12 protein-coding genes are annotated in these 14,134 nt (G+C 53.3%); 8 read left to right on the forward strand and 4 right to left on the reverse strand.

Features of this window, described 5'->3' with window-relative positions; translation table 11 throughout:
* The first annotated feature begins 161 nt into the window (after positions 1–161).
* The 8 genes from TALK_RS11840 to TALK_RS11875 all read left to right on the forward strand — a co-directional run bounded on the left by TALK_RS11840 (position 162) and on the right by TALK_RS11875 (position 8,725).
* Positions 162–1,154: a TRAP transporter substrate-binding protein gene (locus tag TALK_RS11840; protein ID WP_085619100.1), complete on the forward strand. Its 993-nt coding sequence runs from the start codon at positions 162–164 to the stop codon at positions 1,152–1,154.
* Between the two features lie 105 nt (positions 1,155–1,259).
* Positions 1,260–1,805: a TRAP transporter small permease gene (locus tag TALK_RS11845; RefSeq protein ID WP_085619102.1), complete on the forward strand. Its 546-nt coding sequence runs from the start codon at positions 1,260–1,262 to the stop codon at positions 1,803–1,805.
* Between the two features lie 6 nt (positions 1,806–1,811).
* Positions 1,812–3,095, forward strand: coding sequence for a TRAP transporter large permease (locus TALK_RS11850; RefSeq protein ID WP_339859394.1), 1,284 nt, complete (start codon positions 1,812–1,814; stop codon positions 3,093–3,095).
* Between the two features lie 33 nt (positions 3,096–3,128).
* Complete coding sequence (locus TALK_RS11855) at positions 3,129–3,923, forward strand: NAD-dependent epimerase/dehydratase family protein (protein ID WP_085619106.1); 795 nt, start codon at positions 3,129–3,131, stop codon at positions 3,921–3,923.
* Between the two features lie 140 nt (positions 3,924–4,063).
* Complete coding sequence (locus tag TALK_RS11860) at positions 4,064–4,588, forward strand: RNA polymerase sigma factor (protein WP_085619108.1); 525 nt, start codon at positions 4,064–4,066, stop codon at positions 4,586–4,588.
* 75 nt (positions 4,589–4,663) lie between these two features.
* Entirely contained in the window at positions 4,664–5,734 is a 1,071-nt protein-coding gene (locus TALK_RS11865) for a FecR family protein (protein ID WP_085619243.1), read from the forward strand.
* Positions 5,735–5,822: 88 nt separating this feature from the next.
* Positions 5,823–8,231, forward strand: coding sequence for a TonB-dependent receptor (locus TALK_RS11870; protein ID WP_245829850.1), 2,409 nt, complete (start codon positions 5,823–5,825; stop codon positions 8,229–8,231).
* Positions 8,232–8,299: 68 nt separating this feature from the next.
* Complete coding sequence (locus TALK_RS11875; protein WP_085619110.1) at positions 8,300–8,725, forward strand: hypothetical protein; 426 nt, start codon at positions 8,300–8,302, stop codon at positions 8,723–8,725.
* 36 nt (positions 8,726–8,761) lie between these two features.
* Here the strand turns inward: TALK_RS11875 and fhuB are convergent, their stop codons facing one another.
* From fhuB to TALK_RS11895, 4 genes are read right to left on the reverse strand one after another with little or no spacing between them, the layout of a single operon-like run.
* Positions 8,762–10,747, reverse strand: a complete 1,986-nt coding sequence (gene fhuB, locus TALK_RS11880) for a Fe(3+)-hydroxamate ABC transporter permease FhuB (protein WP_085619111.1) — start codon at positions 10,745–10,747, stop codon at positions 8,762–8,764.
* Complete coding sequence (locus TALK_RS11885) at positions 10,744–11,682, reverse strand: ABC transporter substrate-binding protein (protein WP_085619113.1); 939 nt, start codon at positions 11,680–11,682, stop codon at positions 10,744–10,746. The genes fhuB and TALK_RS11885 overlap by 4 nt, the downstream gene beginning before the upstream one ends.
* Positions 11,683–11,686: 4 nt before the next feature.
* On the reverse strand, positions 11,687–12,616 hold the full coding sequence (locus TALK_RS11890) for an iron-siderophore ABC transporter substrate-binding protein (RefSeq protein WP_085619115.1): 930 nt from the start codon (positions 12,614–12,616) through the stop codon (positions 11,687–11,689).
* Between the two features lie 10 nt (positions 12,617–12,626).
* Entirely contained in the window at positions 12,627–13,403 is a 777-nt protein-coding gene (locus TALK_RS11895) for an ABC transporter ATP-binding protein (protein WP_085619117.1), read from the reverse strand.
* Positions 13,404–14,134: the final 731 nt, after the last annotated feature.

Below are 14,134 nucleotides of genomic sequence, written 5' to 3' on the forward strand. Positions count from 1 at the left end.
TGTGACGCTGAAACAATAAGTGGCGCGCAATATTCGGTTGTCAGGAAAGCTTGGCTTGTTGTTACAAGTGACAAGATATAAGGTTTTCTGACAACAATTATTCCCACAAGGGAAAACACGGCTTTACCGTTAAATGACATAAAGTCACGGGAGGAATACCAATGAACACATTTCTGAAAAACACGACGCTGACAATTGCCGCAGCGGCGATGACAGTTGCCTTTGCCACCGGTGCCGAGGCCCGCGAATGGCGCGGTTGGAACATCCATCCGCCGGAATATCCGGTTTCGGAAGGCATGGAAGAATTTGCCCGCATCATCAATGAAAAATCCGGTGGCGAACTTGAAGCCAAGGTCTATCACGGTGGTGTTCTGGGCGATCAGCCTGATGCGATCCAGCAGGTTCGTCTTGGCGGTCTTGATTGGGCGGTTTTCAATCTTGGCCCGTTGGGTGAAGTTGCGCCCGAAGCCAACGTTGTTTCGCTGCCTTTCATCTTTAAAAGCGTCGATGCCATGCATGTCGTCATGGATGGCCCGGCCGGTCAGCAGATTGCCGATGGCTTGATCAAAGCCGGTTTGCAACCGCTGGGCTGGTATGATTCCGGTGCGCGTTCTTTCTATAACACCAAGCACCCGATCAACACGCCAGACGACCTTAAAGGGTTGAAATTCCGCGTGATGAGCAACGATCTGTATGTTCAGATGGTTGCTGCCCTTGGTGGTAACGCCACCCCGATGCCCTATGGTGAAGTTTACCAGTCTTTGAAAACCGGTGTGATTGACGGTGCGGAAAACAACTATCCGTCCTATGACAGTTCGGGCCATTTCGAAGCTGCGAAATTTTATTCGGTCACCCAGCATCTGATCCTGCCGGAATGCCTGTGCATGAACAAAGCGGTTTATGACGGGCTGAGCGACGATGAAAAGAAAATCGTCCATGATGCCGCGGATGCATCGGTCACCCTGCAGCGCGCTTCCTGGGCTGCACGTGCCGAAAAATCCAAAGAAAAGGTTGTCGCGGCTGGTATCGAAGTTAACGAAATTGCGAACAAGGATGCTTTCCAGTCCGCAATGCAGCCGGTCTATGACAACTTCATCAAAGCCAATCCGGATCTTGCCGGTCTGGTCAAGGCAATCCAGGACGCCCAAAAATAATCGATCAAGCCTTGTTAGGGCGGCGACATTTTCGCCGCCCTTCTTTACGCTTTGGTCGGTTGCTTTGCGTTAATTCTTTCATCTATATCTTCTGGCGGCGTTTGCATGCTTTTAAAAATTACCGAGATGCTCGACCGCTTGGGGGGCGGACTTGCCAAAATCCTCAACCTGATCGGCGGGGTTGCCCTTGTTGCTCTGATCCCTGCTTTTGCATGGCTTGTTTTCGGGCGTTATGTCCTGAATGAAACACCCACCTGGGTCGAACAATTTTCCCTGATCCTGATCGTTCTGATTACGTTTCCGGTTGCCGCCGCAGGCATGCGCGATAACAGCCATTTGTCGGTGTCTTTTTTCCGGGATTCGCTCCCGCCCAAGGCCGCGGCCGTCATGGCCGCCATTGGCTATGCAGCGATGGTGGTGTTTGGTTTTTACATGCTGATGGGCGGGATTGATCTGGTGGCGTTTAACTGGTCCAAACAGATGCCGATCATTCATATTTCGGACGGTTGGCGATCGGTGCCGATGGCCGTTTGCGGGGCCGGCATCCTGTTTTACAGCGTGGTGCATATCCTGAAAATCATCACCGGCTGGCAAACCATTGCGCAAAGTCGATTTTATAGTGACGACCTGCTTGATAAGGACGCTGAATAAATGGGCATGACCATTCTTTTAGGCCTGTTTGCCATTGGCATTGTCATTGGTATGCCTGTTGCCATTGCCCTTGGTATTGCAGCCCTTGCGGCCTTTTTTGTTGAAGGTTTGCCGACCCTGATTGCGTTTCAGCGCATCGGTTCGGGGATCAGTACCTTTTCGTTGCTGGCCATTCCGTTCTTTATCTTTGCCGGTGAATTGATGCTTCATGGTGGCATTGCCAATCGTTTGGTGCAATTTGCAACCGCATTGGTCGGCAGTCGCCGGGGCGGATTGGGCATTGTTAACGTCTTTTCATCCATGCTGTTTGGCGGTATTTCCGGGTCGGCGGTTGCCGATACATCGGCCCTTGGGTCGATCCTGATCCCGGTGATGAAAAAGGAAGGCTATCGCGCGGATTACGCGGTGAACGTTACGGTGACATCATCGATTGCCGGGATCATGATCCCGCCAAGCCACAACATGATCCTGTATGCGGTTGCGGCCGGGGGCGGGATTTCGATATCCAAGCTGTTCATGGCGGGCGTCGTGCCCGGTGTGATCATGTGCCTGTTGCTTGGTCTTGCGACCTGGCTGGTGGCAATCAAACATGGGTATCCGGCGGAACCGTTTCCGGGCTGGCGGGTTGTTGGCAAGACGGCCATGCGGGCCATTCCGGGGTTCTTTACCGCCGTCATCATTGTTGGCGGAGTTTTAAGCGGTGTTTTCACCGTTACGGAATCCGGTGCCATCGGGGTGGCCTATGCGTTGATCATTACCGGTTTTGTCTATCGTGAACTGAATTGGGCCGGGTTTATTGCCGCAGTCAAACAATCAGCCAAGACAACTGCCCTTGTGATGCTGCTGGTCGGTTGTGCGTCGGCCTATGGTTACATGCTGGCATTTTATCGGGTGCCCGATGCATTGGCCGGAATGATCACATCGATTACTGATAATCCGATAATGGTTTTGCTGCTGATCAATGTCATGTTGCTGATTGCCGGGATGATCATGGATATGGCGGCATTGATCCTGATCTGTACGCCGATCTTCCTGCCGCTGGCAGTGCAGTTTGGCATGGACCCGATCCAGTTTGGCATGGTTTTGATGATGAACTTGGGCCTTGGCCTGTGTACGCCGCCGGTGGGATCGTGCCTGTTTGTTGGCTGTGCGATTGGCGGGGTAAAGATTGAAAAGGCCGTGATGACGATCTGGCCGTTCTATTTGGCGATCCTGACCGCCCTGTTATTGACGACCTATGTGCCTGCGGTTTCGCTGACGCTGCCAAATCTTGTATTTGGTGGCAGTTAATCGCGGGCAATGATGCATTCAAAGAGGAAGACGATGAAACGTTTGCTGATAACCGGTGCTGCTGGCAACCTTGGGAAAATCCTGCGCGAGGGCCTGAAAGGCTATGCCGATATTTTACGGCTGTCCGATATCGCGGATATGGGCCCGGCTGGTCCGGGTGAAGAGGTTGTGACCTGTGATCTTTCGGATCGTGCCGCGGTTGATGAATTGACCAAGGATTGCGATGGCATCATTCATCTGGGCGGCATTTCAATCGAGGCCGCATTCGATGATCTGTTGCAGGCCAATTTCCTGGGCACCTATAACCTGTATGAAGGGGCGCGTAATAACGGCAAACCCCGCATCCTGTTTGCCAGTTCAAACCATGCCATCGGTTTTCACAAGCGCACGACCAAGCTTGACGACACATCCGAACTGCGGCCTGACAGCCTGTATGGCGTGACCAAATGCTATGGCGAAGCGCTGGCGAGCTATTATTACGACAAGTTTGATGTTGAAACTGTGTCCTTGCGGATCGGGTCGTGCTTTGAAAAACCGCGCGATCGCCGGATGTTGTCAACCTGGATGAGCCCGCGTGACTTTATTTCGCTGATGAAGGCGGTGTTTGATGCGCCGATGACCGGCCATCTGGTGATGTATGGTGTCTCGAACAATCGCACCAAATGGTGGAACAACGATCATGCTGATTTTATCGGCTGGCAACCGCAGGATAATTCCGACATTTTCCGTGACGAAATCGAAGCCGCATTCCCGGCCGAGGATCGTCATGATCCGGCCGTGATTTATCAGGGTGGCGGTTTTGCCGCCAAAGGACACTTCGAAGACTGAAGTGTCCGACCCGATTTGGCTTTGTGAAAGGTCCGCGCAAGCGGGCCTTTTTGCTTTTTGGATTGACCATAAATCCGTGCCCTGTATAAGCATTGATGAAAATGATAACCGTTATCATTATTGATTGGGCGGTGGTTTAGATGACGGTCAGGGACCGTTTCTGGGACGGAATTTATCAGGAATATCATGACCGTCTTTTGCGTCAGGTGCAGAAATACCTGCCCGCGCGGGATGAAAGTCAGGATGTGTTGCATGATCTTTATGTTCAACTGCGCAAGCGCGATGTCGATCCACGCGATATTGAAAATCCGCCAGCCTATCTGATGCGGATGGCAACCAATCTGGCGATTGATACGTTGCGCCGTCATAATCGCAATCCACTTGAATTTGCCGACCCGGCCGATCTGGCAGATATGCCCGATACGGAAGGGCGGAGTGTGACACCCGAACAAATCAGTGCCGACCGGCAGCGTCTTGCCATTGTCGGGCGGGCGATTGATGATTTGCCGCCGCGATGTCGGGATGCGTTTTTGCTGTGCAAACGTGATCATCTGAGCCCGGGCGAGACGGCAGATATTCTTGGCATAAGCCGCAATATGGTCGAAAAGCACTTGCGTCATGCGCTTAAACATTGTCGAACCGTGTTGGCGCGACATGAAAACTGAATATCCTCTTTGCGCGACGCCATTCGTCTTTTACATATCAACCTGTTTGATCAATTGCCGGATCCCGCCACTGCCATGACAGATTTTCGCTATCCTGATGACTGCCAAAGCAATGAAGATATTGCTGATTTTTGGGCGATCCGGCTTGATAACGGTGATCTTGAACGCCGTGAACAGGTGGCGTTTGAAAATTGGCAGGCCAAAGATGCCAATAATGTTCGACTGTTGATGCGCGCGCGCCAGACATGGCGCAGCATGGAAATCGCAGTTGCCGACGAGCCGGTTTCGGCAAGCAAGACACCAGAGCCAAAAAAAACACCAGAGCCAAAAGAAGTCGATCTGGAAGGCATCCGGGCCGATCTGGAACGGCTTGGCGCATTGGAAGGCGGACAGGGCCGATTGCCCGGGATGCGATCCGCAAAGCGTCGGTTGCGTCCGAAATTGGCAGCCGCCATTGCGGTGATGATTATTGGCCTGTTTGTTCTGGGCGGGCTTCGCCCCGATCCGGATTTGATTGCGGCCAGCGATGCCAGCGCCATAGCCGAAATCCATCAATTGGCAGACGGATCGCAGGTATGGATGGAACCGGGGACGCGGCTTGCGATTGATTACAGCGCATCGTCACGCGATATCGTGGTTCTTGACGGCGGTATTTATATTCAGGTTGCGCATGATAGCACGCGTCCTTTGCGTGTGCGGCTGAACGATATTACGGCACAGGCGGTCGGCACGGCATTTGGCGCGTCCAAATGGGGCGGTCATGCACGGGTTGAAGTCAGCGAAGGTGTTGTTGATCTGCGCGAAAGCGAGGGGGGATTGCGTTTGGCGCAACTTTCCGCCGGGCGTGCGGCCTGGCAGGGATCAAAGGGCGACATGCGATATGGCATGCGTGACACGGATCGCATTGCCGGATGGCGCAATGGCCGCTGGATGGTTAATGACATGCCGCTTGAAGAACTGATTGCGCGTATTTCACCGCTTTTGCCCGGTCAGAACTTTATCATTGATCCCCGGATGGGCGAGATTTCCGTGACCGGCAACTTTGATCTGGGCAAGCCTGACAGTGCAATGGCGGCATTGATGGCGGCTTATGACCTTGAAAATCGGGCATATCCGGGTGGTTTTCACCTGATTTCAAAAAAATAATCAAAATAACCTCCTCAATCCCGAAACCCATTCGTCATGAGGATAATAGTGATTTGCATTATTATCCAGAATGGTGGGGGAATTCATCTTGAAACGCGAACGAAATGCAATGATGCGCCTGTTGGGAACAAGCGCGCTGGTATCGATCATGATGATCGGCACTGCCGTGCAGGCAACCGCACAGGACGCAAATACCGTTCATACAATCCGTATTGAAACATCGAACCTTCGGACCGGGCTTGATCAGCTGGCGGCGGAATTTGGATTGCAATTGATCGTGCAGGGGGACCTTGTCGGTGCGGTGGCCGCCCCGGTTGAAGGCAATTTAACCGCCGAGCAGGCGCTTGGGGCGTTGCTGTCAGGCAGTGGTTATGAATTTGAATTCATCGGTGACGACAGTGTCAAAATCGTTCCGGCATCTCATTCTGATAATGGCGAAATCGTTTTGCAAGACATCGTGGTTTCGGCAACCCGGTCAAAACGATCAATCACATCCATGTCGCCATCGGTTGTGGTGATCGGGCGCGATCAGATCGAAACCCATCTTGCCAAAACCAGCGACATTACGAATGTGATCCGCAATACCGTACCGGGTTTCATGTTGGATGATCAAAGCCTGACCGGCAGTTCGGAAACGTTCCGCGGGCGTGATGTGCAGGTCTTGGTTGATGGCATTCCCCGCAACACGCCCTTGCGCAATTCCAGCCGTATTCTTTCGATGATCGATCCCGAACAGATTGAAAGCATCGAAGTTATTCCCGGTTCGAATGCGATGAATGGCGATGGCGCGACCGGGGCGACGATCAATATCGTGACCAAAACCGGCAAGGCAGGCGAAGAAAGCTTTGTTATCGATGGCCATGTGAAATCCTTTACCGAGGATATGGGTGACAGCCTTGCACCGTCATTGACCGTTTCAGGAAGCGGTGGCATTGGCGCCATTGATTACGCCGCAAGCATCACCGGATCGATGACCGACAATGCCTATGACGGCTATGGCAATCAGATGCCATCGGATGCGTTGATGGGGCAGGGCGGCTTTGACAATGCGGAAAACCTTAATGTCTTTGGCAAGCTTGGCTATTCACCGACCGAAGGACACCGGGTTTTCATTTCAACCGAAATTGTCCGGTTCCGTCAGGACCCGGAATATTACACCAATGTCGCGACCGATCCGGTTTCGGTCAATTACAGCGCGGCCTATAACGGTCAGCCGCTTGAAGATGAAAGCGAATATATCACCGCCGGTTATGAATATGATTTTGGCCGTTTTGGGCAGGGTGACCTTAAACTGTTTTACAACGACGGTTACAAACAGGCATCCCGTGCGCAGTATCATTCGACCTATAACTTTGCGCTTGTCGCGTTGCCCGATAATACATCGATCGAAGATCCGCTTGGCCAGTCGGTGATTGATACGGAAAAATATGGGTTGAAACTGTCGACCGATACCGGGCTTGATCCGGTTTATGACGGCTTGACCCTGACCTGGGGCGGGGATTTGACCCATGACAGTGTTAAATATCGCACGGTTGGTGGTCGTGATATCGGCGCGCCGATGGAACAGGACGGCAAGGCGGTGTTTGGGCAGCTCAGTGCGCCGGTCACCGAATATGTCGATCTTTCGGGCGGGGTTCGGTATGAAAAATATGACCTGACGGTCAAGGATTTCCTGCGGCCTAATTACATGCGCTATGTCAGCGGTGTTGGGCAGGCCTATTTTGGCGCCTCACAGTTTACGGGCGGTAATGCCCAATACAGTGCCGTCAGTTATAATGCATCTGCGGTGGTGCATTGGACAGACCGGGTTGATACCTCGCTTGGTTATAGCGAAGGTTTTTCTGTGCCAGATGTCGGGGCCTATACACGCCGTGCCGGGGTGCAGGGCGTGCCGCTTAGCTTTGCCTCGATCGATATGGATGCGTCCAAGGTCAAGACGTGGGAACTTGCCGCAAGTTACAAGGCGTCCGATTTTCGCACCACCGGTGCGGTCTATATGAGCACCAATGACAAAGGCAATAATTTCGATGCGACGACCAATACGCTGAGTCAGGAAAAAGAACGCATCATGGGGGCGGAACTGACAGCGGAATATGACATCAGCGACGATACCTATGTCGGTGCGTTGGCATCCTATGTTGAAGGCCGTTATGACACCAACAATGATAGCGATCTTGATAGCTGGCTGCCGAATAACCGCATTCCGTCGCCATTTCGGTTTACCGGTTATGTTGACAGCGATGTCTGGGGGGATCTGAACATGCGGTTTGACGGCACCTATACCGCCAAGCGCACCAAGATCGAAAACAAAACCATGAAGCCAAGCCTTGTTTTCAACCTGTCGGCCAATTATCCGGTTCTGGGCGGAACGGCACGGATGGGGATCGAAAATATCTTTGATAGCAGCTATGAAAATCCGGCAGCCACCGCACTTCGTGGCTATTCGGTTGCGGGACTTGGCCGGACCATCATGATCGGTTTTCGACGCGAATTCTGATTGCGAATATGTCTGATGATTGCCCGGCGGATTTTCGCCGGGCATTTCTTTTTGTTGGGGGATGAGACATGTTTCGATATTCGCGACCGGTGGCCAATGTTGTGTTGTTTGAAATGTCAGGCCCGCAAAGCGTTGCCGATGGCGCTGCTTATATCCGTGCGTTACATGATCTTTCAGCAAGCGAGACAACATCATCCGTACCGGTTTTACCCGTTGTGTTGATCATGACGGTAGATGGTCAAGCCGATCAGGATCACGAAACCCGCAAACAGGCAGCCGCCTGGTTCAAGCAGAACCGAGGCAGGTTATCGCAATTCCTGTGTGGGGCGATCCGGGTTGAACCCGATGCCCATGATGGGCATGCCGCGCATGTTGAAAACAGCAATTTTGCCAAGATGCTGCCCTTTGCCCTTAAACATGCCGACAGCCTTGAAGAGGCCTTTGTGATGGCGGAAAATTGGCCTGTGTCACCAGCACCAAAAGGTGCGTTTTAGGTATCAGGTCTTGGGACAGCTGTTGCTGTTGCAGACCTAGCGCCGTTTGATTGCCAGCAGCAGGAAATACCCCGTGCCGATCAGGGCGGCAATCAACCCGGTCGGAAGTTGTTGCGGATAAAGCAGGTTTCGCGCCAGCCATTCGGCGACCATCATGACATTGGCCCCGATTAAAACCGCGCCCAGCAAATGACCACCGGCCAAGCGATATCCGGCGATGCGTGCCAGATGCGGTGCCATCAATCCAACAAAGCTAAGCGGTCCGACAAGAAGGGTCGCACTGGCGGCAAGGATTGCGGCGAGCAACATGATCATGAACTGAAAACCGTTAATGCCAAGCCCAAGCGATGTTGCCTGATCCGCGCCAAAAGACGCCAGTTCAAGCGGCCGACGGGCAATAATGGCAACGGTCAGCAGAACAGCGGTTACCCCTGCGACAACCATGACTTCGGTCATGCTGGTGAAATAGGTTGTGCCCGCCAGCCAGGAAATCAGCATGCTGGTTTGGGTGCCGCCGCGTGTTAGGGCGATGCGTACAAGTGCCCCCAGAATAGCGGTCAGGGCCAAACCGTTTAACAACAAATAATGCGGTGCGTGGCTGAATTTCCGGCAGAGCAGCAACAGCACCATCAGCGATACAATGCCGCCTGCCGCCCCGATCATCATCAGTTCAGCACGTTGCCCGAACCCGAAAAAGACCAAGGCAATGATCATTGCCAATGCGGTTGCCGAACTGACGCCGGTAATTTCCGGGCTGGCCAATGGATTGCGCCCGACCCGCTGGATCAGGGTGCCCGAAACCGCAAGTGCCGCGCCACAGATAATTGCAGCAAAGGTACGTTCGGCGCGCTGGGTGATGATATCGCCAAAGCCATCGGCACCGTTTAGAAACGCCAGACCATTTTGGTTCAGCGACACAAATAGTGACAGGATGATGCCCGCCAGAAGGGTCGCAAACAGGGCGAGGCTTAGCGTGTTTTTTGAAATAATCTGTTGGTCTTGATGGTGGTCGTCACTTTGCTGGCCGGGCATGATCCGGGCCTTGCGCAGGATCAGGATAATAAACGGCGCGCCAAAAAGGGCGGTCGCCGCGCCGGTGGGCAGAATATCGCCGCCAATGCCGTTCATTTGCCGAACAATAAAATCAATGCATAACAGGGCAAAGCCCCCGGCAAACAACGAATAGATCATCAAATCGCGGGATCGGGTCAGCCCGGCAATCCGAAGGGCGGCGGGGATTGCCAGCCCGACAAAGCCAATCATGCCGACGGCCGAAATGATTGATGCGGTGATGAAAACGGCAAAGCCCAGAATGACAATACGCAGCAGGGTGACCTTGGCACCAAGCGAACTGGCGGTGTCATCGCCCAGTGCCAAAAGATCAAGCGGGCGCGAGAGGGCAAAGATCGCAATCATGCCGATAATCACACGTGGCAGGACAAATATGGTGGATTCCCAGCCATTTTGCGCCAGATCACCGGCCCCCCACATAAACACCGATTGCAGGTATTGCTCGTTAAACAGCAGGAAAATCTGGGTGCCTGATTGCAATAGCAGATTAACAATCATCCCGGCGAGGATCAGCCAAAGTGTCGCATTGGTGCGACGTGCCGCAATCAGATAAACCGTGCCAAGGGCCAACATGCCCCCGGTAAGCGCGACGGCTTCCTGAAACGGCGCGGCCGCCGCCGGGGCAAGCAGCAAAAAGACGGTTAAGGCAAATTCAACACCGGCCCCAACACCAAGTGTTGTCGGTGCGGCAAGCGGGTTGCGCAAAACGGTCTGGATTGCGGCCCCGGCAAGGGCAAGACCCGCGCCGCATAAAAAGCCCATGATCAGGCGGGGAAGGGTGCTGTAATGAAACAGGATTTGATCGAAATCGGTTTCATCAGGTGCCAAAAGCACCTTGCCAATCGCATCGATTTTGGCAAAGGGCAGAATGTCGGTGACAAAGACAGCAACGGTTGCCAGTGCGAGAACCAGACATAGTAACGCCGGTATACGATGAATGGGCAGCGTCATTTAACCGGGCCGCTTTCAAGGCTTTCGGTCAAAAGCTGGGCAAAGCGCAAAGCCGATGGCATGCCGCCATAGGCCCAGACCACCGGCAATTCATAGACCCGGTCATTGCGGACGAAATCAAGGATCTTCCAAAGCGGCGAGGTCCAGACTTTTTGACGGATCACGTCGGGCACGGGGTTGAGGTAAACCAGCGTATTTTGGGCCTGTGGACCCAGAATTTCCAGCCCGCCTTTGGCAGCGCCCCAGTTGGTCACTGGCCCCTGATAGGCAATCGATAAACCCATTTTGCGCAAGACGGTTCCCGGCAGGGATGGCGGGCCATACAGACTGATATGCGTCGGGGAAACAAAGTTGACGATGTCAAGGTCATGGCCCTTGGGCATTGCCGCCCGGATGCGATCCCCGTATTCGGCAAATTTAAGATCCGTTGCCGCCAGCCATGTCTTTGCAGCATCTTCGCGCCCGATAGCGATGGCGATCTTTTCCATGACCTCGCGCGCGGTTGGCAGGGCATCCTTGTCGTTGTTGTAAATCGATAAAACCATGGTGGGCGCGATGGCGTTAAAGCTGTTATACGCCATTTCCAGTTCCTTGCTGATCAGGATCAGGTCGGGCTTGGCCGCGCGCAAGGCTTCGAGATTGGGGGATGACCGTTGGCCCAAATTGACAAAATCGGCTGGCAGTTCCGGTACGGCGACCCAATCATGATAATCTTCGGGATCGGCAATTGCGACGGGATCAATGCCAAGGGCAATGACGGTTTCGGTAAAGGCCCAATTGGTGACAGCCACCCGTTTTGCCGGGTGTTCAAGCGTTAGAACACCGCGGTCATGGGAAATGGTAATCGGTTCGGCCATCGCAGGCATATTGGTGGTGATCAAAAGGGCGATCAGGAAAACCGGTGCAGAAAATCGGGAAAACAGGCGGATGATCATGGGCTTATGATCCGTTCGCGGTCGTGACGGCATCGGCCAGTTGTTCGGCGAAACGCGCACCGGATAACAAGCCGCCAAAGGTCCAGCTTGCCGGGACTTGATAGACGGTATTTTTACGTGTGAAGGGCAATGCCTTCCAGACAGCGGAATTGAACAATTTGGCTTTTTCCGGTTTTGGGGTCGGTTCGATATAGGCGAAATGCGCCGGACCAAGTTTTGCCAGATTGGCAATGTCGCCGTTAAAGAAGCCCCATCCATTGACCTCGCCCTTCCAGACATTGTTGAAGCCCATCCGGGCCAATGTTGATCCAAAGAGCGAGGTGGGGCCATGAATGCGGAAATGTGCATCATCAAGGATGCGGACAATTGCGAAATCATTGTCATCGCCAATCACGGCACGGATACGCTGGGCGGCCTTGGCAATGCGCTGGTTGGCAGATGCAATGACGTCTTCGGCCTTGTCGCTGAGTCCGGTCAGTTTGCCAATATGGCGCAGCAATTCTTCGGCCTTGTCGATGGCCGGCGCATCTGTGTTGTATATCGAATAGACCACCGTCGGCGCAAAGGCAGATAGCTTGTCATAGGCCATGGCGATTTCGGCACTGATCAGGATGACTTCCGGGCGGCTGTCGCGCAGGGCTTCGAAATTTGGCGCAACACGGGTGCCAAGATCGGCAAAATGGTCGGGCAATGCCGGTTCGACGACCCAATCGCGATAGGCATCAGATTCAGGAATGGCAACCGGATCAATGCCAAGAGCCAGAACACTTTCGGTCAAGGCCCAGTTGGTAACTGCAATGCGTGTCGGGGGGAATGCGAAATTAACCGTGCCCATTTCGTGGGTATATGTCTCGGCCGATGCCGGGGCGGCGAACATGGTGCCGGTCAAGAGCATGCAGGTGCTGGCAAAGCTTGTGATCAGACGGTTTCGCATGATTTGGGCCTTATGCAATATAGCTGACGGAATGGGGGGAATCTGGCAGACGGATCACCCCGATTTCAGTCTGGAAAATGTCGCGAAGTGTTTTGGTCTGCATGAAATCGCCCGCCGTTCCTTGCCAGCAGGTCTGACCGCCACGCAGGGCAAGGATATGATCGGCAAACCGTCCGACCATGTCGATATCGTGCAGAACGGCAATGACGGTCAGGCCGATTTCGGATTTCAGGCTGGCAATCAGTTGCAGAATGTCGCGTTGATGGCCGACATCAAGGGCGGAGGTCGGTTCGTCGAGCAACAGAACCGGTGCATCCTGTGCCAAAAGCATGGCCAGCCAGACCCGTTGGCGTTCCCCGCCTGACAGGCTGGCGACAAAGCGATCGGCAAAGCCGGTCACATGGGTCAGCATCATGGCCTGATCGATTTTTTCGTGATCTTCGGCCCGGTAGCGGCCAAACGCGCCGCGCCAGGGATACCGGCCAAAGGCAATCAGTTCGCGCACGCTAAGATGGGTCGGGGTAATCGGGTTTTGCGGCAGATAGGCGACCTTGCGCGCGAAATCACGCGTGCTGTGATCGCCAAGAACCGTCGCATCAAGGGTAATTTGCCCCGAAGCAGGTTTGTTCTTGCGCGCCAGCAATTTCAAAAGCGTGCTTTTGCCTGATCCGTTATGCCCGACAATCGCACTGAATTCGCCTGTCGGGAATGACACCGTAATATCGCCCAGCAGCGTTTTCGGGTTCTTGCCGTCGCTTTGGAAAGAGACATTTTTCAGATCGAACATTGGGCGGGAACTCGCAAGAAATCGGCACTTTCAGGGTGCCTTCGGTTACGCCTGACAAGGCAGAGCGTATGAACATGAGAATGCCTATCAATAACTCGATAAAAATGCAACCGAGTTGCGATTGCAGGGCGCGTCAGCGGTCTGATCTGTGCTTTGACACAAGTGGGCACGGTTTTATGACGCCCAAACGTCGTTGCATGGCGTGCTGGTGTCAAAGCTAGAGGCAATCCGATCCTTTTTGATCCTTCGCGAAGAAATGTCTTTTTGTCGTTTAGCCCTACGTATTTGGGCGGTTGCAAACGGCACGACGAGAAAATTTTGCGTCTTATTTTCGGGCGGAGCCCATTGCAGAAGGGCATTGGAAACGGGAGGAGCATGGATGCCAGACTCCGTAGACAGCATTTGTCGCGTCGCAGTGTTCAGGTTGGTTGGGGGCAGATTTTCCCGTTTAACGTGTATATCTCTCTGAAAATAAGACGCTGTAAGTAAACGAAATTCAATTTTTAATTGTGTAATATGTTGACAAATTATTCTCATAGATGATTTTTTGTAATTGTAGCAACTTTTAGAGGAGAGACTACAATGTCAAACATCAAACCGTTCTTTGCTGTTTTCCTGGAAGATGCAGGTGACAGCAACAAAAAATCCAATGCCAGCCTTGGCACAACGTCCAAGAAAAAAGACGATTGATCCTTCGATGAATTTTTTCGACACAATTAATAGTTGCATTT

It is taken from the genome of Thalassospira alkalitolerans (assembly GCF_002115745.1).
Taxonomy (GTDB): domain Bacteria; phylum Pseudomonadota; class Alphaproteobacteria; order Rhodospirillales; family Thalassospiraceae; genus Thalassospira; species Thalassospira alkalitolerans.

What these genes read in the sequence shown, in the direction of transcription:
- TALK_RS11840 (WP_085619100.1), top strand. Translation starts at nt 162, where the DNA reads ATGAACACATTTCTGAAAAACACGACGCTGACAATTGCCGCAGCGGCG.
- TALK_RS11845 (WP_085619102.1), top strand. Translation starts at nt 1,260, where the DNA reads ATGCTTTTAAAAATTACCGAGATGCTCGACCGCTTGGGGGGCGGACTT.
- TALK_RS11850 (WP_339859394.1), top strand. Translation starts at nt 1,812, where the DNA reads ATGACCATTCTTTTAGGCCTGTTTGCCATTGGCATTGTCATTGGTATG.
- TALK_RS11855 (WP_085619106.1), top strand. Translation starts at nt 3,129, where the DNA reads ATGAAACGTTTGCTGATAACCGGTGCTGCTGGCAACCTTGGGAAAATC.
- TALK_RS11860 (WP_085619108.1), top strand. Translation starts at nt 4,064, where the DNA reads ATGACGGTCAGGGACCGTTTCTGGGACGGAATTTATCAGGAATATCAT.
- TALK_RS11865 (WP_085619243.1), top strand. Translation starts at nt 4,664, where the DNA reads ATGACAGATTTTCGCTATCCTGATGACTGCCAAAGCAATGAAGATATT.
- TALK_RS11875 (WP_085619110.1), top strand. Translation starts at nt 8,300, where the DNA reads ATGTTTCGATATTCGCGACCGGTGGCCAATGTTGTGTTGTTTGAAATG.
- fhuB (WP_085619111.1), bottom strand. Translation starts at nt 10,747, where the DNA reads ATGACGCTGCCCATTCATCGTATACCGGCGTTACTATGTCTGGTTCTC.
- TALK_RS11885 (WP_085619113.1), bottom strand. Translation starts at nt 11,682, where the DNA reads ATGATCATCCGCCTGTTTTCCCGATTTTCTGCACCGGTTTTCCTGATC.
- TALK_RS11890 (WP_085619115.1), bottom strand. Translation starts at nt 12,616, where the DNA reads ATGCGAAACCGTCTGATCACAAGCTTTGCCAGCACCTGCATGCTCTTG.
- TALK_RS11895 (WP_085619117.1), bottom strand. Translation starts at nt 13,403, where the DNA reads ATGTTCGATCTGAAAAATGTCTCTTTCCAAAGCGACGGCAAGAACCCG.